This window comes from Pseudofrankia coriaricola (assembly GCF_001854805.1).
In the GTDB taxonomy this organism is placed as follows: Bacteria; Actinomycetota; Actinomycetes; order Frankiales; family Frankiaceae; genus Pseudofrankia.
On sequence record NZ_MBLO01000243.1, the window covers coordinates 42,850 to 63,647 of the forward strand.

A 20,798-nucleotide genomic window follows, 5' to 3' on the forward strand; every position below is an offset into this window, starting at 1 on the left:
CGGCCCGGTGGGCCGAGGTCGAGGACTCCTGTCGCGGGCTGCGCGCGTTCGTCGAAGACCAGGCTCGCGCCGATAGCAGGCGGGCTGTTCGGATGTGGTAGAGCCAGGTATACCCCGCAGGCCCAGAATGCTTTACCACGGCTACTGGCGTCCACGCCATCGCGTTCCGAACGGGTGTTTTCTACGGTCGGCACATGAGATTTCGAGGGCTCACGACGATCGTCGTCGCCGGTGTACTGGTGCTTGGCGTGGCATCGTCTACGACCTGGGCGTCGGCCGGGAGCACCCGCCAGCCGTCGGTGAACTGGCATGGCTGTCATACCGGCCCGGCCGACGAACTGGGAGCGGCTCTCGACGCCGCGGGTGCCCAGTGCGCCGAGGTGACCGTACCGGTCGACTACAACCACCCTCACGGCCGGAAGATCTCGGTCGCGATGGCCCGGATCAAAGCGACTGATCCGGGCCGGCGTCGCGGGATCCTGATGCTCAACCCGGGCGGCCCGGGCGGCAGCGGAATGGAGACGGTGCTCATCAACAAGCTGATGCCGGACGTGGCGGCCGGCTACGACCTGATCGGGATGGACCCGCGGTTCGTGGGCCGCAGCAGCCCGATCGAGTGCCAGTGGAAGACCGACACCTTCCTGCGTTCCGCCGGCCCCGACCGGCGCACTTTCGACGAGAGTGTCACGCTGACGAAGGAGCTTGCGGCCGGATGTGCCCGAGGCAATCTCGACCTCCTGCCGTACGCGTCGACCCGGAACACCGCCCGCGACATGGACCTCATCCGCCGCGCCCTGGGCGAACAGAAGCTCTCCTACCTCGGTTACTCCTACGGCACGTACCTGGGCGCGGTCTACCTGCAGATGTTCGGTTCCCATGCTGACCGGGTGGTGCTGGACAGCCCCGTCGACCCGGACGTCTTCGGCCCCGGTCTGATCTCCCACGCCGCGCCGGCGATCCAGGCAGCACTGGAGCACTGGGCCACCTGGGCGGCCGGCCGCGACAGCGAGTACGGCCTCGGCGGCACCCCCGGCGAGGTGCTGGCCACGGTCGACCGCATCAACCAGGCAAGTGCGCGCAGCCCCCTCAAAGTCGGGACGTACACCGTGGACTCGCATGTCCTGCCGTACTTCCTGTTCGCCCACCTCTACGACGACAGCACCGCGGGCTACGCGGACCTCGCCGAGCAACTGCGGGTGTTCGACGCCGCCGCGCGCGGTGGACCGGCGACGCCCACATTCTCGCTGGAGACGTTTCTCGCCGGCCTGTTCACCGGCGCCGGTTACGCTGCCGACCGGGCCGGGACCGCCGTCATCTGCGCCGATCGCGCCGCCTCCCGCGACCCGGACACGTATTTCCGCGACATCGAGAGCCACCGTCATGACGAGCCGCTGTTCGGGCCCCTGGCCCACAACATCACACCCTGCGCGTTCTGGCCGACGCGGCCGGCGGAAAAGCCTACAACGATTCGCACCGACGTGCCGGCGCTGATCGTCGGTGCCGACGGCGACCCGGTCGCCCCGTATCCGGGACAGCAGGCGATGCATGGGGCACTGACGGGCTCGCGGATGGTGACTCTGCGCGGCGGTTTCGCGCATACCGAGTACCTGGCCGCGGAAAATGCCTGCGTCGACGGCACCGTGAACCGGTATCTGGTCGACGGGGCTTTCCCGACCCGCGACACAGACTGCGTTGTAGGGTCCTGAGAATGGCGGCCAGCGTGTGGCGGGCGATGGCGGGCAGTCCGGTCCGTTTCCTGGTGTCCACGTGGCCTTGGCGAAGCCTCGCCTACGTCGGCAGCACGGTGGCGGTCAGCCTGGGTGCCTGGGTCGCCGTCGTCCCCTTGCTGCTGTTCCCTCCGTCGCTCCCGCTGATCGGGGTGCCGATCGGCGCGCTGGAGCGTCACCGGCTCCGCCTCCTGGCGTCGGACCCGCTTCGCGGCCCGCACAGGCCGATCAGTGGGGGCGCGCTGACGTGGGCGCGGCGCCGGGTACGCGAGGCCGCGACCTGGCGGGAACTCGGCTATGCCGCCTGCCTGTTGTCGCTCCTGCTCGTCCTCGACGCGGGCGCGCTGCTCGCCCTGTTCGTCTGCGCCGTGCTGCTGGCTCTGCCACTGTTCGTCGCGACGGTCCCGGACCTGGTCCAGATCCAGCTGGGTACCTGGTCGGTCCACACGGTTCCCCAGGCATGGGCGGCGGCCGGCCTGGTCGGGGTGCCCGCGACGCTTCTCACGCTCTACGGCCTGGCCGTTCTCGCCGGTGCCCAGGCGGGACTCGCCAGGTGGCTGCTGGCGCCGTCCAGCACGGAGATGAACCGGCAGGTGGACGAACTCCTCCAGTCGCGCACCCGGCTGGTGAACGCGTTCGAGGCCGAACGCCGCCGCATCGAGCGCGACCTGCACGACGGCGCCCAGCAGCACCTCGTACTCCTGACGATGAATCTGGGCCTGGCCGAAGTGGAACTCGCCGGCGACAGCGGACGGGCAGGGACGCTCGTCGGTGAGGCGCAGCAGCAGGCCCGGATGGCGCTCGCCGCGATCCGAGAGCAGATCCGCGGCATCCATCCCCAGGTTCTCACCGATTTCGGGCTGGCCGAGGCGGTGGGCGAACTCGCCGAGCGGTGCCCGATTCCGGTCGAGGTCGACGTCGTGTTGCCCGGACGCCTGCCGCCCGCGGTCGAGTCCACCGCCTACTTCGTCGTCTCCGAGGCCCTGACCAACGTGGTCCGGCACGCCGCGGCAGACCACATCCGGGTCAGCGGCGTGGTGGCGGCGAACGAACGCCTGACACTGACGGTCGTCGACGACGGGCAGGGCGGCGCCGACCCCTCGCTGGGCACGGGTCTGCGCGGCCTGGCCGACCGCGTCGCTGTCATGGATGGCACTCTGCAGATCAGCAGCCCGCGAGGAGGGCCCACCACAGTGCGGATCGATCTTCCGTGTCGCTACGAATAGTGCTGGCCGAGGACGCCACCCTCATGCGTGCCGGTCTCGTCAGCCTGCTCGAAGGTCTCGGCCATACGGTCGTCTCGGCGGTCGGTGACGGTGACTCGTTGCTGAGGGCCGCCCGGGAGCACCGGCCCGACCTCGTCATCACCGATGTCCGTATGCCGCCCACTCTCACTGACGAGGGGCTGCGCGCCGCGGTGGCGCTACGGGCAGGCGACCCGGGCGCGGCGGTCCTGGTGCTGTCGCAGTACGCGGCCACCGCGTACGCCGCCGAGCTGCTCGGCCCGTCCGGCCAGGCCGGGGTCGGTTATCTGCTCAAGGACCGCATCGGCGAAGTCGCCGACTTCACCGACGCGGTGTCCAGGGTCGCCGGCGGCGAGACCGTCATCGACTCCGACGTGGTGCGCCAGCTGCTGAACCGGCAACGCTCGACCAACCCACTTGACCGGCTGACGCCGCGGGAACGTGAGGTGCTCGCCCGGATGGCCGAAGGCCGCTCCAATCCGTCGATCGCCCGCATGCTCGGGATCAGCGAGGCCGCGGTGGCCAAGCACATCGGCAACATCTTCATGAAACTCGACCTCCCCACGGAGGACGGTCACCGCCGGGTGCTCGCCGTCCTGACCTACCTGCGGAACTGACCGACCGCTCCGGACCCCGGTATCCGACATGGGTGTTGTCCTTGTGGTGTTGGGTACGTAAATCGTCAACCCAGGAAAGTCACCAAAAGCGGGGTCATGCGATGCCGACCATCGGTTATAGGCTGGTTGGGATGGCACGGTTCGGGACTCAGTGCCGGCGAGGCGGCACCGCTGCCGCCCGCCTGGCGGCCCGGCTATCACCCCGGTCGCCTCGGGAACGGGCCTCCACGGCCCGTACAGCCGTGCCCGTCTTGTCGCGCATTGTAGTGGCGGTCTAGGGCAGGTCGCCTGCCAGCCGAGGTGCCCGGTCGGTCAGTCTCGCGGCGGCGTGGGGACGGCCGCCGGGGCGGCGGGCCGGTGGCGCAGGGCCGAGCGGATCAGGAGGCCAGCGGCGAGTGCCCAGAAGGCGGCACCGACACCGGCAAGGGTGATGCCGCTGGCCGCGACGACGAAGGTGACGATGGCGGCCTGGCGGTCGTCCGGGTCGGCCAGGGCCGAGGTCAGCGACGACGCGAGCGTGCCGACGAGGGCGAGGCCGGCGACGGCCGTGGTGACGCCGGCCGGGGCGGCGGTCACCACAGTCACCAGGATCGTCGAGACCAGGGCGAGGACGAGGAAGGTCCAGCCGGCGAGGTGGGCGACGACCCAGCGCCGCCTCGGGTCGGGGTGCGCCTCCGGGCTCGCGGCGAGCGCCGCGGTGATCGCGGCCAGGTTGATCGCGTGGCCGCCGGCGAACGCGCCGACGACGGTGCCGACACCGGTCACCGTCATCGACTCCCGCCACGGGACGGCGTAGCCGTAGGAGGACAGCACCGCGACGCCGGGGACGTTCTGCGACGCCATCGTGACGATGTAGAGCGGGATGGCGAGCGAGAGCACCGACGCCCAGGTCAGCGTCGGCGCCGTCAGCTCGACGCGCGGCAGCAGCGGACCGTCGAGACCGCCGTGGCGGCCGAGCCAGATCCCGATGGCTACCACCGCGGCGGCGAACGCCACCGGCACCGCCCAGCGCGGCGCGAGCCGCAGCAGCACCAGCCACACCACGACCGCCGGCGCGACGAGCGCCGGATGGTCGACCAGCCCGTGGACGGGGGCCAGGCACAGCGTGAGCAGGACGCCGGCGAGCATGGCCTGCGCGATCGGCGCGGGGATCGACGCGATGAGCCCGCCGAGGCGTGGCCACAGCGCCGTGAGCAGGATCAGCCCGCCGACGACGAGGAAGGCCCCGACGGCGGCCGGCCAGCCGCCGTCGACCGCGCCGGTCGAGGCGAGCAGCGCCGCGCCCGGCGTCGACCAGGCGAGCAGCACCGGCATCCGGTGCCGGCGGCTGAGCCACAGCGTCCCGAGTGCCTGGGTGACGGTGACGGAGAGCAGGCCCGAGGCGGCCTGCGCCGGGCTCGCCCCGGCTGCCCGCAGCCCGGTGAGCACCACGACGGACGCGCTCGCGAACCCGACCAGCGCCGTGACGACGCCCGCGCTGACCAGATGAGCGGCCCGGACCCCCGAGGCCGCCCCAGCTCTCGAGGGGGCCTCAGTTCCCGAGGCGGTCTCAGTTCCCGAAGCGGCCCGAGTTCCCGAAGCGGCCCGAGTTCCCGAAGCGGCCTGGTCGCCCGGACCGGCCGCGCCGGGCGGGCCGCCCGCCACGCCTGCCATGGCACCCGCCGTGCCGGCTGCCGCGTCTGTCGCGCCGGCGGTTGCGTCCGTCGCGCTGGCCGTTGCGTCCGCGCCCGAGGCGTCGAGTGTGTCGGCCGCGGCGTCCGGCGAGTCGAGATGGCGCTGTTCCACATACAGAACATAGGAGCGACCAAGCCCCGGGTGGCCGGGCCTCGACTGGCCCGACCACCCGGAGCATCATCCGAGCCTTGCTCGCCGTGCTTCAGCCGGTGAGGGAGCCTCGCCTGCGGGCGAGAAGGAGTGCGGTGGCGGCCGCGGCGACGGCGACGGCGGCCAGGGCCCATCCGGTGGCGTACTCGGCGTGGCCGGTGGAGTGGCTGTTCTCGGTGACGGTCAGGAACACGGTGCCGACGGTGGCGATGCCGGTGACCTGGCCGAGCTGCATGACGGTCAGCAGCAGGCCGCTGGCGTCCGGCGCGTTCTCGACCGGGACGTGCTGCAGGGCGAGGGTCATGACGATCGGCATCACGCCGAGACCCAGGCCGATCACGGCGGTGATCAGCTCGTAGCCGACGCCGCCGCCGGCGAGCGGGCCGATCCACAGGTAGGAGACGGCGGCCAGCGCGAACCCGGCCGGGACCAGGCGGCTGTGCCAGCGACCCGGCATCCGCTGCCAGTTGAGGCTGACCAGGGCGAAGGCGGCGACGCACGGTATGAAGGCAAGCCCCGAGCCGAGTGGGCCCATGCCCAGGTCACCCTGCAGATGCAGCGTCGTGGTGAACAGGAATGCGCCCCAGGTCGCCGGCGCGAGCAGCAGCACGCCGACCGCCGGCAGCAGGCCGGGCGCGCGCAGCACCGGCCCGGAGATCAGCGGCTGCCCGCCGCGGGCGGCGACGCGGCGTTCCACCGCGGCGAACAGGCCGAACAGCGCCACGCTGGCGATGAGTGACGCGATGCACCACGCGGGCCAGCCCTCGTCGTGGCCGAGGATCAGGGGCAGCACGAAGAGCAGCACCGCGGGGCTGACCACCAGCAGTCCCGGCACGTCGAGGCGCACGCCGTGCCCGCCGCGGTCCTTGGGCAGGACGCGGGGGCCGATCGCGAGCAGCACCGCGCCGATCGGCACGTTGAGCAGGAACACCGGCCGCCAGCCGGAGCCGAACAGGTCGGCGCTGACCAGCAGTCCGCCGGCCGCCTGGCCGACGACGACGCCGCCGGCGACCACGGCCGTGAAGAGGCCCAGCGCCCTGGCTCGCGCCGGCCCGGTGAAGGTCCGCTGGATCATGCTCATGACCTGCGGCGTCATCAACGCGGCACCGGCGCCCTGGACGAACCGGAAGCCGATCAGTGTGCCGGAGCCCGGCGCGAGGCCGCAGGCGCCGGAGGTGATGGTGAACACGGCGAGCCCGGCGAGGAACGTCGCCCGGTGCCCGATCATCCCGCCGAGGCGCGCGCCGGTGATCAGCAGCACCGCGTAGGACAGCACATAGCCGGCGACGATGAGCTGCAGGCCGGCGTCGGACGTGCTCAGGTCGGCGCGCAGCGTCGGCAGGGCGACGTTGACGATGCTGACGTCCAGGATCGCCATGAACTGGCCCAGCAGCAGGACCGCGAGAGCGAGCCCGCCGCCGCGTCCTGCCGGGGCCGGGGCCGGGGCCGCCGCCACAGCCGCGACCTTGCCGGCCCGGGTGCCCGGGGCCGGTCGTGCGGCCGAGTCGGTGGGCCGCGGCTGGGTGGGCACCACCACGCGGGGCACTGCCTCGGCTGGCGCCGTCTCCGCCGTCTCCGCCGTCTCGGCCGTCTCCGCCGTTTCTGTTGTTTCTGTTGTTTCCGGCGGTTGGGAACGCGGCTGGGCCGTGGGTTGCTGAGGTGTGCGGGGGATGACGCGGTGCAGGTCGGTGGGAGTGCGGGCCTCGACCGGCCCGCCCGCGGCCGGGTGGGGCACGTGATGCCCGGCCATCTCGGTCGTCTCTGTCATGGTTGTCAGCCTGCGCCATCACGGATACCGGTAAAGAGAGCCTGTCCATACTGGTACTGTCAGCACCAGGCACAGCGGGCCACCGTCGGGCAGTCTGGAGGGCGTGACCATGGCGCAGCCGACGGAGATCGAGTACGTGCCCGCGCCGCGCCGGCCGAGGCAGCCGCGGCCGGCGGAGCGGCCGCCCGGTGAGGCGAGGTCAGGCGCGCGGGCGAGCGAGCGCCGCGCGGAGCTCGCGTCGTTCCTGCGTAGCCGCCGGGAGCGAGTCAGCCCGGAGGACGTCGGCATGCCGCCCGGCCCGCGCCGGCGCACCCCCGGCCTGCGCCGGGAGGAGGTCGCCCAGCTTTCCGGGGTCGGCGTCACGTGGTACACGTGGCTCGAGCAGGGGCGGCCGATCAACGCCAGCGCCCAGGTGCTCGGCGCGGTGGCGCGGACGCTGCGGCTCGACGTCGCCGAGTGCGAGCATCTGTTCCGGCTGGCCGACGTGCCACAGGCGGCGGCCGCCCCCGACGAGCCACAGGAGGCGACGCGGGACCTGCGCGTCATCCTGGACGGCCTCGACCCGCTGCCGGCCTCGCTCGTGAACGCCCGCTCCGACGTGCTCGCCTGGAACGACGCGTACGCGGCGATGTTCCCGCACGTCGTGAACGCCCCGGCCACCGAGCGGAACTCGTTCTGGTTCATGTTCACCGCCCCGCCGGAGATCAACCCGATCGTGAACCTTGACGAGCAGGCCCCCGAGGGCGTGGCCGTGTTCCGCTACCGCTACAGCCAGCACCTGGGCGACCCGGAGTGGCAGGACTTCGTCCACCGTCTCTGTGCGGCGAGCCCCCTGTTCGCCCGCCTCTGGGCGACGCACAACGTCGCCCCGCCGCGCCCCTGCAACAAGCGGTTCCGCTTCCCGGAGGTCGGTGAGATCGCGGCGCGGACCACCCACCTCGACGTCGGCGCGCTGCCCGGCGTCCGGCTGGTGGTCTACACACCGATCGACGACGCCAGCCGCGACCGCCTGGCCGAGCTGCGAGCTCGTGCCACGGCCGCGGGCCGCCTCCAGGGCTGACCCGCGCACGTGCCGAGCCCGCCGAGCGCGGTGGCGGCACGTGCGCGGGTCAGCGGATGTCGTCGACGTCGGGGTCGCCGCCGGAGCGGGACTGCGGGCGGGCGGCGATCGTCACCATCTCGTCGGTGGTGAGCTCGAAGCCGAAGACGTCGAGGTTGGCCTGCTGGCGGGCGGGCGACGACGACTTCGGGATGGGGACGACGCCGCGCTGGAGGTGCCAGCGCAGGACGACCTGGGCGGGCTTGACCTGGTGGCGGTCGGCGATCACGGCTAGGACCGGGTCGGACAGCAGGGCCGTCTTGCGGGCGAGTGGTTGCCAGGCCTGGGTGACGATGCCGAGCCCGGTGTCGTAGGCGAGCTGGGCGTCCTGGGTGAAGTGCGGGTGCAGCTCGATCTGGTTGACGGCCGGGACTATGCCGGTCTCGGCGACCAGCCGGCCGAGGTGGGCGGGGGTGAAGTTCGAGACGCCGACCGAGCGCAGCACGCCGTCGTCACGAAGCTTGATCATGGCGCGCCAGGAGTCGATGTAGCGGTCCAGGCGCGGCAGTGGCCAGTGGATGAGAAAAAGGTCCACGTACTCGAGCCCGAGCCGTTTGCGTGACTCCTCGAACGCGCGCAGGGCTGACTCATAGCCCTGGTCGAGGCCGCGCAGCTTGGTCGTCACCACGATTTCGTGCCGCCCGAGGCCGCTGGTCGCGATGCCCTTCCCGACGGCGTCCTCGTTTCCGTATGCGGAGGCGGTGTCGACGAGCCGGTAGCCGGCTCGCAGCGCGGCCCGGACCCCGGCCGCCGCGTCCGTCATCTTGTATGTCCCGATTCCCACCACCGGCAGCTCACGGCCATCGTTCATCACCCGCGTCGGCGCCATCCCCATGCCCCGACCCTCCCATCGCCGCTTCACCGTCCTGCCCCTGGGGCGGCCAGCCGCGGCGTCGACGGCGAGCCCTGGGTAGGTCGCGGCGGGTCCCGGGTGGACGGCCGGGGTCAGGGCAACGTGTAGGCGGCGCGCTGGCGGGCCAGGACGTGGTCGCGCGCACCGGTGCCGGGGCCTTCGGCGGCCGCGGCGGGGCCATCGGCGGCGGAGGCGGCCGCGGTCTGCCCGGGGAGTGCTGGGGCGACCCAGGTGTCGAGGTCCGGGTGGTGAAAGAAGACGACCGAGTACCGGTCCGGAACCGGTGCGCCGGGGGTACGCGGTGGGTTGACGACGCGGTGCAGGTTCTTCGGGATCTGGCCGCGGGTCCACAGGTGCAGCAGGTCGCCGGCCTGCAGCAGGACCGCGCCGGGCGGGAACTCGACCGGCACCCACGCGCCGTCCGGGCCAAGCGCCGCCTCGAGCCCGGACCGGCCGTCGGCCCAGAGCAGGGTCAGCCCGCCGATGTCCGCGTGCGGGCGCTGCCGGGTCTGGCCGGGAGCCGGCGCCTCCGGCTGGGCAAGATAGTGGTTCACGCACAGGTTGGAGTGCTGCCGCGTCGTCCAGGCGGGCAGGTCCGCGCCCGGCAGCCCCAGCGCCTCGCCGATCATCTCGACGAGCCGGTTCGTCAGCGCCCGCGCCGTCCGGTAGTACGTCGTCCAGGTCACCGTCAGCCTCGCCGGCCGCTTCGGCCACAGGGGGAACGACGCCGCCCACTCGACGTCGTCGACATACCCCGACGGGTCGGGGAGCGCCAGCTCGTAGCGTTCCAGCAGCAGGGCGTCCGCACCGCCCTCGTAGAGCGGCTGCCAGCCGGCCCACTCCCCCGAGCCCGACCAGCGCACCGGCGCCTTCTGCTCCGGTTCGAGGGCGAAGAACTCCCGGGAAGCCTCGACCATCGCGGCCAGGTCCGCGCCGAACGACCCGTCGGCGGAGAACTCGTCGAGCCCGGTCAGGAACACGCACGAGTTCCGCCGCAGGGCGTCCACCAACGCGTCGGCGGATGTCACCGGAAGGTCGAGCACGGGTACCCGCGCGGCGGGAGAGGCCGCGGGAACGGCAGCGGCAGCGGCAGAGAAGTCCATCGCGTCTCCAGGTCGGTGCTGGGTGACCAGCGTTGGGTGACCAGGGCTGGATGGCCTTGGCTGGTAGCCAAGGCCGGATAGCCAGACCTGGGTAACCGGGCCGCCGTTCCGACGCTGGAGGTAGATACCCGAGGACGCCTCCGACGCTAGCCGCGCCCGCGCGCCCCGGTCAATGCCGGGCACGATCATGCAGGAGCGCCAGGGTGAACCGTCCACCAGGTAATCGCGCGCGAGGCCGGCGGTGTCTCGCTGTGCCCAGGCCGTCGTCGGGCGTTTGCTGGGTCGTCGGCGTCCGGCCCGGTCGGCGAGTTAGCCTGATGCGCATGATCCTCGGTGAGGTGGACGGGGCCGCGGCGGTACTGGAGCGGTGCTGGCGCGACGGCTACTGCGTGCCGAACCCGGACGTCTACCCGCATCTGTGGCTGTGGGACTCGTGTTTCCACTCGATCTCGTGGGCGGCGCTCGGCGACCCGCGCGCGGCGGTCGAGCTCGCGTCGTGCCTGGACGCGCAGCTGCCCAGTGGCTTCGTCCCGCACATGCGCTACGCGGCGCCATCGGAGGGCTCCGGCCCGCTTACCGACCGTTCCTCCTTCACCCAGCCGCCGATCTACGCCCATGCCGCCCGGGTGCTGACCGAGCGCGGGCTGCCGCTCGCGCCCGGCACACTCGAGCGGATCGAGCGCGCGCTGGACTACCTGTGGAACCACCGGATGACGGCGGACGGGCTGCTGTTCATCGTCCACCCGTGGGAGTCCGGGTCGGACGACTCGCCGCGGTTCGACGACTGGATCGGCCGGTCGGCCTGGTCACGCCTGGCGTTCACGATCTTCGACCATCAGCTGGTGGAGGCCACGAAGTTCGACGAGGAGGGCGCGGCCGTGTGGTCGCGGGAGTTCGTCGTCGCCCCGGCCGCGATCAACGCGTTCGCCGCGCACGCCGCCCGCGAGCTCGGTGCGCTCACCGGCAAGCAGGAGTGGCACCGCCGCGCCGACGAGCTCGCGGCCGCCATCGACGACCTGCTGTGGGACGGCGAGCAGCACCACTGGGTGGACAAGCCGATCGTCGGTGGTGGCCCGAGCACCGTCCTTCCGACGCTCGACGGACTCATGCCCGCCCTCGTCACGCCCGACCCCGAGCGGGCCCGGCTTGCGCTCGCCCAGGCGGAGGACGCCGCCGGCTACGCGGCCCCGTTCGGGCTGCGGTTCCTGCCCGCCGGCCACCCTCGCTACCAGCCCGAACAGTACTGGCGCGGCCCGGCCTGGCCGCAGCTGAACTACATGCTCTACCAGGCCGCCCGCCGCTGGGAGGCGACGACGCTCGCGGAGGCGATCGCCGACGCCAGCCGCCGTGCCGCACTCGTCTCCGGCTTCGCCGAGTACTGGAACCCGGAGACGGGCGCGGGTCTCGGCGCGATCCCGCAGGGCTGGGCCGCGCTGGCCGCTGCCTACCCCGCCATCCCCGCCCAGCCCGAGCCGCCGGCCGCCGGCTGACCTGGGCGGACCGCGGCGGGATTCCCCCGGGCCACTGGTGAGACGCGCCGCCTGGCAGCGGGCCTCCCGGGCCTGGCACACCAGCGTTCTCCTGGTGTTGTCCGCCGGCACGCGCTGAGTGGTGGGGCCGGCCGGGGTGGGAGGTCCGTCATCGCCGCCGGCCGCCCACGCCCGCGGTGGGGCGGGAGGCGACCGGGGTGAACTGGTCGCGGTGCTCCGCGACGTAGGACTCGACGGTCTGGGGCGGAAAGCCGGTGACCTGTTCGACGATGCGAGTCAGCCGGTCGAAGCGGTTCTCGTGGTGCATGCGGGCGAGGGTGAGAATGTGCTGGCGGGCGTGCGGCGCGAGGCCGGCGACGGGCAGCACATGCTCCGCCCACCATTGGGGCGGGACGTCCACATATGGGATGTCCCTGCCGAGCGCCCGCGAGTACTCCTCGGCGACGCCCGTCATGTCCTGGGATCGCGGGCCGGTCAGCTCGTAGACGTGCTCACGGTGCGCCTGGGGTTCGGCGAGCAGCTCGGCGACGACCCGGGCGACGTCACGCGCGGCCATCGGCGAGGTGCGGCCCGAGCCGAACGGAAGGCTGAGCGTCCCGTCGTGGCGGAGCGTGTAAGCGGCGAGCGCGCTGAACAGCGGGCTCTCGAGGAACGCCGTCGGACGCACGTGTGTCACCGGCAGCCCCGACCAGTCGAGCACCTGCTCAGACAGCCAGTGCAGCCGCTGCTGGCGGGACTCCCTCAGCCGAAGCGCCGTCATCTGCGACACCGTCAGCTGGGACATGGCGACCAGCGTCTCCAGGCCGCCCGCTCCGTCGCCCGCCGCGCCGCCGACGGCGCGGGCGACGTCGGCGACCGTCGCCGCCGCCTCCAGGTACTCGGGTGAGACGCTCATGCTGAAGAACATCCGCCGGCAGCCGTCCAGCGCCCGCGCGACGTCCTCCGGCCGGGTGAGGTCGCCGACGACGACCGGTACGCCGAGCGCGCGCAGCGCGTCCGCCCGCTCGTCATCGCGGTGCGCCATTGCGCGCACCGGCAACGACCGGGCTACCAGCAGCTCGACCACCGAGCGGCCCACCCCGCCGAGTCCGCCCGCCGCCCCCGTCACCAGAATCGGGCCCGTGTCCGTCACGATCGCCTCCTCCGGCCGCGGCCGCGGCCCACTGGGCCACGTTCCGGGACCGTGGGTTGTGTTCCGACCGAATGCCAAGTGCCGCGCTACCCGCGCTCCGCGCCAGGCAGGCGGCTCTGTCCCCGGCTGACGGCCGCGCCTCAACCAGCCCTCGGCACCCGAGCGCCTCCGGCGTCCACGCCGTCCCCAGCGTCCACGGCGCTCCTCCGGTCTGCTTCCCCTCGACCCATCCACCCAAAACCGCTGGTAGCCGCACGCGGGTCAGCCGCGGTCATCCGCCGCGGTCATCCGCCGCGGTCAGGCGACGCGGTCAGACGACGCGGCTTCGGCGGACGATGACCGTCCCCGACCGCCCGGACGAGAACCGTTACCGGTGCCGGTTGATGACCCTTACCGGCGCCCGGCGTGCCCGACGCCCGGGCGCTGGCGGTCGGGTCCGGCCGCGCGGACGCGGCCGGTGGGCGCCGGGCCAAGGGCGGGCGCGGGGCGACTGGCGGGCGCGGGGCGGGGAGCGGGCTGTGGGTTGAACAGGAAACGCTGGACGATCGTCGCGACATCCCACAGGTACGGGTTGGCGAACATCGTGATGTGGTCGCCGGGGATGACGGCGGTGGTCAGGTCCGCGATGCCCGCGTTCTCCCAGCCGAGGCAGGGCGACGTGGAGAGGCGCAGCTGGGAGGGCTGGCCCCACGGGTTCGCCGGGTTGGCCGGGCGGACGAGGACCACGGGCAGGTCGGACGGCGGCGGGCGGTAGGCCGCATAGGCTCGCACGGCGGCTGAGTAGGTGTCGACGGCGTCGAGCAGGTGGTCCTCGTAGCGGTCGGGGTCGGTGGCGCCGAGCGCGCGGGCGATCGCGACGCCCTGCGTGCTGAGCGGCACCCCGTGGTCGACGCCGCAGCGGCAGGCGCCCTGCCAGACGCAGGCCAGGTGGCGCATCCGGGCGAGCTCACGGACGGCCAGCTTGGGGTTGTCGGCCGGCGAGGCCTGCCCGGGCAGCGGCAGCGCGGCGTCGAACAGGAACACCCGGGCCACCGGCTGGCCGAGGCCGCGCAGCAGCCGGCCCAGCTCGTAGGCCACGACCCCGCCGAACCCGTACCCGCCCAGCTGGTAGGGGCCGCCTCCCGGCTGGTCGAGCAGCACCGACGGAAGCAGGTGCACCGCCATCGCGCGGACGTCGCCGAGCGGTGCGCGGGCGCCGTCGCGGCCGGGGAGGTCGAGCCCGCGGCAGACGGTGCTGACACTGAGCGCGCCGGCGAGCGGGAGGCCTGGGTGCGGCGGGCCTTCCAGGCCGCCGACGAGGAACAGCGGCGGCGGGCGGCGGCTCCGCGCCGCCGCGCCGGCGGGCGCACGCCGGGGGGCGGGCCGGGGCGCGGGGCGGGTGGCCACGGGCATGTCGGTGGGCTTCAATCCGGGCCTGCCCAGGTGACGGTGACCCGTCCGGCCGCGACGCGGCCGGCGCTCACGGCGGACAGGACGGCGAACGTGGCCGCCGGCGACGTCGCCGACGCGACCCGCGGCCTCGCATGCCAGGCCGCCGGGGCCGGGACCGGGCCTTGGGCCGGGTGATGGCCGGTAGGGGTCGGTGACGGCGGGATCGGCGCCCGCGGGCGGCGCGCGGGCAGATAGGGCGCGCGCACGGCGGTGGACAAGCCCATCCGGCCGACGAGCAGCGTTACCTGGTTCCCTGCGGCGCGCACGGCGGCGCGCCACTCGGCCGGGATCGTGTGGTTGAGCCGCTCGATCCCCTGCCGCCCGTCGGCGCGCGGGTGGACCAGGTCGAGGAGGGCCGGGCCGATCCTGACCGTCCAGCCGGCCACGAACGGCGGGTCATCCCGCAGTGACGAGTGCAGCGCGAGCCCGGTCGCGAGCGCGTGCGACACCGCCGGGTCGATGACTTCCCCCGGCCGCAGCCGGCACGGGTCGCCGGGGGCGCGCGGATCGGTCGTCATCAGGTCGTCGTCGTCATCGACGGCGAGCAGCGGCTGCGGCCGGCAGCCGGTCAGCGCCGCGGTGCCGATGCCCAGCAGGTCCGCGTAGACGATGCTCGACCCGCTGGCGGCGAGCTCCTCCTCCGCGAGCGCCGCCGGTGCGACGGTGACCGTGGACGGCGCGCACTCGGCGTGGACGAGCTGGACGCGCCGCACGAAGCGGTGCGGGTAGCGGCGCAGCACCAGCGACGTCGCCTCGCCCATCGCGAGGTCGCCCTCGCCCTCGCAGACCGGGCACCGATAGGTGCTGGGGTGCGGCCCGTGGCGCAGCGCCGCGAGCAGGTCGGCTGGCAGGAGGGCGGCGACCGTGGGGTGGACGCGCAGGTCACGCACACTCGTCACCGGCGCGACGCCCGTCCACCAGCGTGCCGGTGGCGGGGCTCCTCGCACCGTCGCCAGCGGCGTGCGGCCCGGCAAGACCGCCGACGCGGCGGCCCTCGACGGAGCCGGCGGCCGAGCGCGGCTCGGTCACCGCGGCCGCACCGCGTGCGCCCGCGGGAACCCTGGCGACGCGACGGCTGTCCCCGCGGCGGCCGGCGGCGGCCGGCTCGGCGCCGGCCGGGGCGCGCTGGCCGAGGGGCCGGCCGGCGACGCGGTGGTCGTCTCCACGCGCGAGCGCGGCGGGCGGCTCGGCCGCGGAGGGCACGGGCGCGGACGGGACGGCGGGGGCGGGGACCGAGACGCCGGGACCGGGGACGGGGAGGTCGTCGGCGGGGGCGGGAAACGTGGAGAGGGTGTCCGGCACGGAATGGCGCAGGTCGGACAGCTCGGGGTACGGGATGCCGTCGGCGGCCTCGCGGCCGGCCAGCAGGAGGGCGTGGGCGGCGGTCACCCACTCGGCGGTGTCATCGGAACCGGCCGCCTGGCAGACGATCGCCCAGGTGTCGAGCACCTTGGCGAGCGCGCCCGCCACGTAGGCCGGCATCCGCACGACGACGGCGGGCAGCGCGGCGCCGCCCGGCTCCTCGGCTGCGATCAGCCGGGCCCGGTCGACGTCCACCTCCATCTCGATGACGGACAGCAGCAGTGGTAGCGGGGGGTACTCGGGCATTACCGGCGGTGCCACCGGCATCGGTCGCGTCGAAGGCTTCATCGTTACACGCCCTCCCTCGAGGGTTAGGGCCGACCGGTGCGCGACGATGGCGAAGCCTCGCGTGCCCGAAAGCCCGTTCCTGGTGTCACGTTCTCTGCGGGGTTGGCTGGGGCCGGGCGGCGCGGGCCTCTTCGGCGAGGGTCGCTTCCAGGGCGTGGCGGACGAGGGCGATAAGGGCCGCCCGGGTGGACGGCTGGTGGCGGGCGTCGCACATGACCACCGGGTGCTCGATGTCGAGCGCCTTGCGCACGTCGGTGACCGGGTGGACGAGCGCGCCGTCGAACTGGTTGACGGCGACGACGAAGGGCAGCTTCCGGTCCTCGAAGAAGTCGATCGCGGCGAAGCAGTCGGGCAGGCGGCGGGTGTCGGCGAGCACGACCGCGCCGACCGCGCCGACCGTCAGCTCGTCCCACATGAACCAGAAGCGGTCCTGGCCGGGGGTGCCGAACAGGTAGAGGACGACGTCCTGCTCGGGCAGCGTGATCCGGCCGAAGTCCATCGCGACGGTCGTGGTGGTCTTCCCCGCGATCCTGCTGATGTCGTCGACGCCGACGCTCGCCGCGGTCATGTGCGCCTCGGTCGTCAGCGGCGGGATCTCGCTGACGGAGCCGACGAACGTTGTCTTGCCGACCCCGAAACCACCGGCGATGATGATCTTCAACGGGGTGGTGGTGACATCCGGGTCGGCGTCCCCGCCGGCCGGGCCGTTCGGGAGGCCACCCGGGCGGGTCGGGCCATTCGGGGGGCCACCCGGGCGGGTCGGGCCGCTAGAGCCGCTGAAGGCCATCGAGCACCTTTCGGAGCAGTTCGGAATCGGGCCGCCAGTCGGGGCGCTCGGGCCGGTGCACGACGACGAGACCGTCGCGGGCCATGTCGGCGACCAGCACCTGGGCTACACCCAGCGGCAGGTCAAGGCGCGCCGAGATCTCCGCGACGGACTGGAGCTGGCGGCACAGGAAGGCGATCTCACGCTGCTCGGGGGGCATACCGGCAGGTGGCCGCCGTGCGAGAGCCACCCCGTGCGAGGTGGTTGCCACCAGTGCGACCAGTTCCAACGCGCTGTGGGGCCGGGTACGCCCGCCCGTGACGGCGTAAGGGCGGACGACCGGTCCGGCTGCCTCGTCGGGCAGCTCCTCGTCGTCCCGAGGCAAGGTGCACCCCCCTCCGTCAGACCTGGACGCGCATCGGCGGGGTCAGGACCTGGCCGGCGCGCGTCACGAGTCGGGCCATCTCAAAGGCGATCATCCCCGGGTCCGCGGCGGCGGAGGCGGCGACCGCCAGGCAGGAGCCCTCGCCGATCGCGGCGACGAACAGATAGCCGTCGTCCATTTCGACAATGGTCTGGCGAACATCCCCGCCGCTCATGTACCGGGACGCGCCGAGCGCGAGCGAGCGGAATCCGGAGGCGACGGCCGCGATGTGGTCGCCGCCCTCCCGGGAAAGGCCGGAGGAACGGGCCAGCTGTAGGCCGTCCGAGGACAGCGCCACCGCCCACTGGACGTCGGAGATACGCCTTTCCAGATCGTTCAGCAGGAATCCGAGATTACCGGTGGGAGGCATCGCCCATCCTTTCGTCGTCGCCGGGAAGCCCTTGGCGGAAGCCGGCCCGGAATGAGGTGACCAGGTTGCGAGCCTTCTCGGGGTCCGGCCCGGGGCCCTTGGCTCCCGGCGTCGCCGCGGCGGCCACGCGCCGGCCGCCGCGCAGCTCCGCGGACAGGTGCTCGCCGCGGCGGCGGTGCGGCAGGTGGCCGAGCGGCGGCTCGACCAGGCCCGCCGCCCCAGCCAGGCTGGTCGCCCCCGCCAGGGCCGACGGCCCCCCAGAGCCGGACGCGGCTCCCGGGGCGGGCGGAGCCTGCGGGCGCGGTGCGAACGGCGCGGCCGGCCTCGGCGTCGCTGGCCTCTGCGCAGCCGGCCTCTGCGCAGCCGGCCTCGGAGCGGCTGGCCTTGGCGCGGCCGGCCTCTGCCCGGCCGGTCCCGCCGCCGGGCTCTTCGGCCCCGCTGGCCCCGCCGGCCCGGTAGGCGTCGCGGGTCCCGTCGCCGTCGGTCCCGCCGGTGTCAGCGGTCCCGTCGGCGTCGGCGGTCCGGCTGGCGCCCCCGGTCCCGTTGACGCCCCCGGTCCCGTTGACGCGCCTGGCCCGGTGGGAGCGGCCGGCGGGCGCTGGGTGGGTCCGGACGGGGAGCCGACCGTGATCGGCGGGAGCTCGAGCGTGTTGCCCCAGTCGGCCCGGACGGCGTCGAACAGCGTCGGGCCCGTCGCGCCGGCGTCCGCGGGGTCCACCCCATCGGAACCCGCCCCGTCCGAGCCCGGCCGGCCAGCGCCGTTCGCGCCGTTCGCGTCGTCCGCGCCGGCGCCGTTCGAGCCGCCCGAGGTGGTCTCCCGCCGTGGCAGGGGGCGGAAGAAGCTCTCGCGAACGGTGAGGACCTGCGACGGGTCGCCGTCGTAGCTGACGTCGAGGTCGTCGAGGTACGCCCCGTCGTCCGCGAGACCGTCGTCACCCGCACCGCTCCCCGTGGCGGCGAGACCGCCGTTGCCCACCGCGAACGGGTTCTCGTAGCCCACGCCGGCCGCGTCGAGGCGCTCCAGGGCGCTGATCCGGTCGAGCGCGGCGCGCAGCGGGTCGTCGACCACGGGCGGCACCGCCGCGCTGTCGTCGACGAGCACCTCCGAGGGCAGCAGCACGACCGCCGTGACACCGCCGTAGGCGCTGCGGGTCAGCTGCACGTCGATCCCGTGCCGGGCCGCCAGGTTCGCGACGACCCACAGGCCGAGCTTGTCGCCCTGCTGCTCCGGGTTGAACGGCGGCGGATCGGCCAGGCGCGCGTTGAGCTCGGTCATCGTCTCGGTGACGATCCCGATGCCGCGGTCGGAGATCTCGACCGCGACCCCGGTGCCGACCGGACTGCCGGACACCGTGACCATGGTGTTCTCCGGCGACATCTGGGTGGCGTTCTCCACCAGCTCGGCGAGCAGGTGGATGACGTCGCCGACGACCGGGCCGACGATGCGGATGTCGATGGCGGAGCTCACCTCGACCCGGGTGTAGGCCTCCACCTCGGCGACGGCGGCGCGCATCGCGTCGACCAGCTTCACCGGCGAGCGGAACACCCGGCTCGGCCGGCCGCCCGACAGCGCGATCTGGCCTTCGACCTCGCGGCGCATGCGGGTCGCCAGGTGGTCGAGCTTGAACAGCCGGTCGAGCATGTCCGGGTCCTGCTGGTCGCGCTCCAGGTCGGTGATCAGCTTCAGCTGGCGGTGGATCAGCGTCTGGCTGCGCCGCGCCAGGTTGCGCATCGAGGCGGACAGCGAGTGCTGCGCGGCGACCTCCGTCGCCGACTGGACGGCCGCCGAGTAGACCTCGCGCAGCGAGCGGGCGACGTCCCCGATCTCGTCGGCGGGTCCGCGCGCCGCGTTGTCCGCCCCGACGTCGGCGTCGACGGGGCGGCGGTCGCGGATCGCGGCCGTCACCGCGGGCAGCCGCTGCTCGGCCATGTCGAGGGCGTCCTCGCGCAGGGCCCGCAGCTGCCGGGCGAGCCGGCGCGCGATCATGACCGAGACGGCCACCGTCATCACCATCACGATGCCGGCGAGCAGACCAGCGAGCCACGCCCGGGTCCTGGCCGACGAGGCGAGAGTGCTGCTGCGATCGGCGAGGTCCAGGGTGATCTGTGCCTCGACGTTGCGCAGCTGGTCGATCTTCGCGTTGGCGGCGGCCAGCCAGTCGGTGCCGGTGACGTCGACGGTTCCGCCGGTCTGCGCGGCGCGCAGCGCCCGGTCCTGCAGGGCGGTCACCGGGCCCAGCGTCGGGCCGACGGCCTGGTCGTAGAGCTGGCGCTGGCCCTGGTCGGCGTAGACGTCGAACTGGCTGACCCAGGCCGCCTCGGCGCCGCTCGCGGCCCGGATGAGGCCGAAGTTGTCGGGGTCCAGGCGCTTCAGGATCAGCAGGATGCTGACATAGCCGCGCTGCTGGGCGGACTGCTCGGCGACGTTGCTGATCGCCGTCAGGGCGGCGACGGTGCGGACCACCTCGGGGTCGGTCGTGCCGACGCCGGCCTGGGCCGGGGTGACGCCGAGCCAGGCGCGCACGATGCCGTTGAAGACATCCGTGCCCGTTCCGGGCTTGAGCGCGTGCGTGTCGATCTGGCGGCGCAGGCCGGGCAGTTTGTCGGTCTGGGTCTCGGCGGCGTTGACGGCGGCGACCAGGCGCGGGTCGTCCGGCAGTGAACCGGCGACGCTCTTGACCTCCGCGTACGCCCGGTCCACCGGGGCGCGGGAGGCCCTGGTCTCCGCCTCCAGGGCGTGGTAGGCCGAGCCAATGTAGGACGACGACGCGTAGCGCTCCTGCGACAACGCCCGGACCAGCGCATTCACCTTGATCGTCAGCTGGGCGGCGGCCTCGCTGCGGCTGGCCGCGTGCGCCGCGCCCGCCTGCCCGGTCACGAGCAGCGTGGCGAGCCCAGCGAGCGCCAGCAGCGGCACGACCAGTGCGACCGCCAACCGGTACCGAACCGGCCAGTTCTCCATCTCGCTCCCATCGGCAGAAGCGCAACGACGACATTGGGGCCCTGGGGCAGAGGGCGGAGGAGCAGGGGCGGGACACGGAAGGCCGTGGGAACGGCCGCGGGACACGGGCTCCCGCCGCGGGTGTGGAGCAGATACGCGGCGGGGCCAAAACATGGGGCCATGACGTGATAGAGGTGGATGTAGGTAACAAAAACGCGAAGGGGCAGGAGCGTTACGGACTTGAGAGCCAAGAGCCGCCGGGGCCGCGCCGGCACAGGAGGGGGGTGCACCGACGGCGCCGACAGGAACGGAGGGGGACGTGGCTGCGGCGAGGCGGCACCCCTTTCTCGCCATTGATT

General features: G+C 73.6%; 17 protein-coding genes. 5 read left to right on the forward strand and 12 right to left on the reverse strand.

Annotated elements, in window-relative coordinates; genetic code table 11:
* Positions 1-194 precede the first annotated feature (194 nt).
* The 3 genes from BCD48_RS33515 to BCD48_RS33525 are packed head-to-tail and all read left to right on the forward strand — an operon-like array spanning position 195 to position 3,588.
* A complete protein-coding gene (locus tag BCD48_RS33515; protein ID WP_071052399.1) occupies positions 195-1,706 on the forward strand; it encodes an alpha/beta hydrolase in 1,512 nt (503 codons plus the stop codon).
* A gap of 2 nt (positions 1,707-1,708) precedes the next feature.
* On the forward strand, positions 1,709-2,953 hold the full coding sequence (locus tag BCD48_RS33520) for a sensor histidine kinase (protein ID WP_071052400.1): 1,245 nt from the start codon (positions 1,709-1,711) through the stop codon (positions 2,951-2,953).
* Complete coding sequence (locus BCD48_RS33525) at positions 2,938-3,588, forward strand: response regulator transcription factor (RefSeq protein WP_083419588.1); 651 nt, start codon at positions 2,938-2,940, stop codon at positions 3,586-3,588. Before BCD48_RS33520 ends, BCD48_RS33525 begins: the two co-directional genes overlap by 16 nt.
* 312 nt (positions 3,589-3,900) lie before the next feature.
* Here BCD48_RS33525 and BCD48_RS33530 read toward each other — a convergent pair whose 3' ends face one another.
* The gene (locus BCD48_RS33530) at positions 3,901-5,373 is read right to left on the reverse strand and encodes a benzoate/H(+) symporter BenE family transporter (RefSeq protein WP_241842194.1); all 1,473 of its coding nucleotides are present in this window, start codon (positions 5,371-5,373) and stop codon (positions 3,901-3,903) included.
* Between the two features lie 91 nt (positions 5,374-5,464).
* Entirely contained in the window at positions 5,465-7,180 is a 1,716-nt protein-coding gene (locus tag BCD48_RS33535) for an MFS transporter (RefSeq protein WP_083419589.1), read from the reverse strand.
* A 109-nt stretch (positions 7,181-7,289) separates the two neighbouring features.
* Here BCD48_RS33535 and BCD48_RS33540 point away from each other — a divergent pair, with 109 nt between their 5' ends.
* Positions 7,290-8,240, forward strand: coding sequence for a helix-turn-helix transcriptional regulator (locus BCD48_RS33540; RefSeq protein WP_083419607.1), 951 nt, complete (start codon positions 7,290-7,292; stop codon positions 8,238-8,240).
* A 49-nt stretch (positions 8,241-8,289) separates the two neighbouring features.
* On the opposite strand, the gene BCD48_RS33545 is transcribed toward BCD48_RS33540, so the two are convergent.
* Together BCD48_RS33545 and BCD48_RS33550 are read right to left on the reverse strand one after the other, a co-directional pair.
* Positions 8,290-9,114, reverse strand: a complete 825-nt coding sequence (locus BCD48_RS33545; RefSeq protein WP_071052401.1) for an aldo/keto reductase — start codon at positions 9,112-9,114, stop codon at positions 8,290-8,292.
* Positions 9,115-9,224: 110 nt separating this feature from the next.
* Positions 9,225-10,235 (reverse strand): 2OG-Fe(II) oxygenase family protein, encoded by a 1,011-nt coding sequence (locus BCD48_RS33550; protein WP_071052402.1) that lies wholly within the window; start codon positions 10,233-10,235, stop codon positions 9,225-9,227.
* A 317-nt stretch (positions 10,236-10,552) separates the two neighbouring features.
* On the opposite strand from BCD48_RS33550, the gene BCD48_RS33555 reads away from it, so the two are divergent.
* Positions 10,553-11,725: an MGH1-like glycoside hydrolase domain-containing protein gene (locus tag BCD48_RS33555; RefSeq protein WP_241842195.1), complete on the forward strand. Its 1,173-nt coding sequence runs from the start codon at positions 10,553-10,555 to the stop codon at positions 11,723-11,725.
* Between the two features lie 148 nt (positions 11,726-11,873).
* On the opposite strand, the gene BCD48_RS33560 is transcribed toward BCD48_RS33555, so the two are convergent.
* From BCD48_RS33560 to BCD48_RS55135, 8 genes are all read right to left on the reverse strand, one after another.
* Positions 11,874-12,857: an NAD(P)H-binding protein gene (locus BCD48_RS33560; RefSeq protein ID WP_071052403.1), complete on the reverse strand. Its 984-nt coding sequence runs from the start codon at positions 12,855-12,857 to the stop codon at positions 11,874-11,876.
* A 390-nt stretch (positions 12,858-13,247) separates the two neighbouring features.
* Positions 13,248-14,249 (reverse strand): thioesterase domain-containing protein, encoded by a 1,002-nt coding sequence (locus tag BCD48_RS33565; protein WP_083419608.1) that lies wholly within the window; start codon positions 14,247-14,249, stop codon positions 13,248-13,250.
* Between the two features lie 11 nt (positions 14,250-14,260).
* The gene (locus BCD48_RS33570) at positions 14,261-15,187 is read right to left on the reverse strand and encodes a hypothetical protein (protein WP_083419590.1); all 927 of its coding nucleotides are present in this window, start codon (positions 15,185-15,187) and stop codon (positions 14,261-14,263) included.
* Positions 15,171-15,938: a hypothetical protein gene (locus tag BCD48_RS33575; protein ID WP_131804151.1), complete on the reverse strand. Its 768-nt coding sequence runs from the start codon at positions 15,936-15,938 to the stop codon at positions 15,171-15,173. Before BCD48_RS33575 ends, BCD48_RS33570 begins: the two co-directional genes overlap by 17 nt.
* An 85-nt stretch (positions 15,939-16,023) precedes the next feature.
* On the reverse strand, positions 16,024-16,725 hold the full coding sequence (locus BCD48_RS33580) for a GTP-binding protein (protein WP_241842196.1): 702 nt from the start codon (positions 16,723-16,725) through the stop codon (positions 16,024-16,026).
* Positions 16,706-17,089, reverse strand: coding sequence for a DUF742 domain-containing protein (locus BCD48_RS33585; protein WP_071052407.1), 384 nt, complete (start codon positions 17,087-17,089; stop codon positions 16,706-16,708). Before BCD48_RS33585 ends, BCD48_RS33580 begins: the two co-directional genes overlap by 20 nt.
* A 16-nt stretch (positions 17,090-17,105) precedes the next feature.
* Positions 17,106-17,498, reverse strand: coding sequence for a roadblock/LC7 domain-containing protein (locus BCD48_RS33590; protein ID WP_007520785.1), 393 nt, complete (start codon positions 17,496-17,498; stop codon positions 17,106-17,108).
* Entirely contained in the window at positions 17,482-20,460 is a 2,979-nt protein-coding gene (locus BCD48_RS55135; protein ID WP_071052408.1) for a sensor histidine kinase, read from the reverse strand. The genes BCD48_RS33590 and BCD48_RS55135 overlap by 17 nt, the downstream gene beginning before the upstream one ends.
* Positions 20,461-20,798: the final 338 nt, after the last annotated feature.

Coding starts and splice junctions, on each gene's coding strand:
- BCD48_RS33550 (WP_071052402.1), bottom strand. CDS start 10,235: ATGGACTTCTCTGCCGCTGCCGCTGCCGTTCCCGCGGCCTCTCCCGCC.
- BCD48_RS33540 (WP_083419607.1), top strand. CDS start 7,290: ATGGCGCAGCCGACGGAGATCGAGTACGTGCCCGCGCCGCGCCGGCCG.
- BCD48_RS33515 (WP_071052399.1), top strand. CDS start 195: ATGAGATTTCGAGGGCTCACGACGATCGTCGTCGCCGGTGTACTGGTG.
- BCD48_RS55135 (WP_071052408.1), bottom strand. CDS start 20,460: ATGGAGAACTGGCCGGTTCGGTACCGGTTGGCGGTCGCACTGGTCGTG.
- BCD48_RS33520 (WP_071052400.1), top strand. CDS start 1,709: ATGGCGGCCAGCGTGTGGCGGGCGATGGCGGGCAGTCCGGTCCGTTTC.
- BCD48_RS33590 (WP_007520785.1), bottom strand. CDS start 17,498: ATGCCTCCCACCGGTAATCTCGGATTCCTGCTGAACGATCTGGAAAGG.
- BCD48_RS33555 (WP_241842195.1), top strand. CDS start 10,553: ATGCGCATGATCCTCGGTGAGGTGGACGGGGCCGCGGCGGTACTGGAG.
- BCD48_RS33565 (WP_083419608.1), bottom strand. CDS start 14,249: ATGCCCGTGGCCACCCGCCCCGCGCCCCGGCCCGCCCCCCGGCGTGCG.
- BCD48_RS33575 (WP_131804151.1), bottom strand. CDS start 15,938: ATGAAGCCTTCGACGCGACCGATGCCGGTGGCACCGCCGGTAATGCCC.
- BCD48_RS33580 (WP_241842196.1), bottom strand. CDS start 16,725: ATGGCCTTCAGCGGCTCTAGCGGCCCGACCCGCCCGGGTGGCCCCCCG.
- BCD48_RS33535 (WP_083419589.1), bottom strand. CDS start 7,180: ATGACAGAGACGACCGAGATGGCCGGGCATCACGTGCCCCACCCGGCC.
- BCD48_RS33545 (WP_071052401.1), bottom strand. CDS start 9,114: ATGGGGATGGCGCCGACGCGGGTGATGAACGATGGCCGTGAGCTGCCG.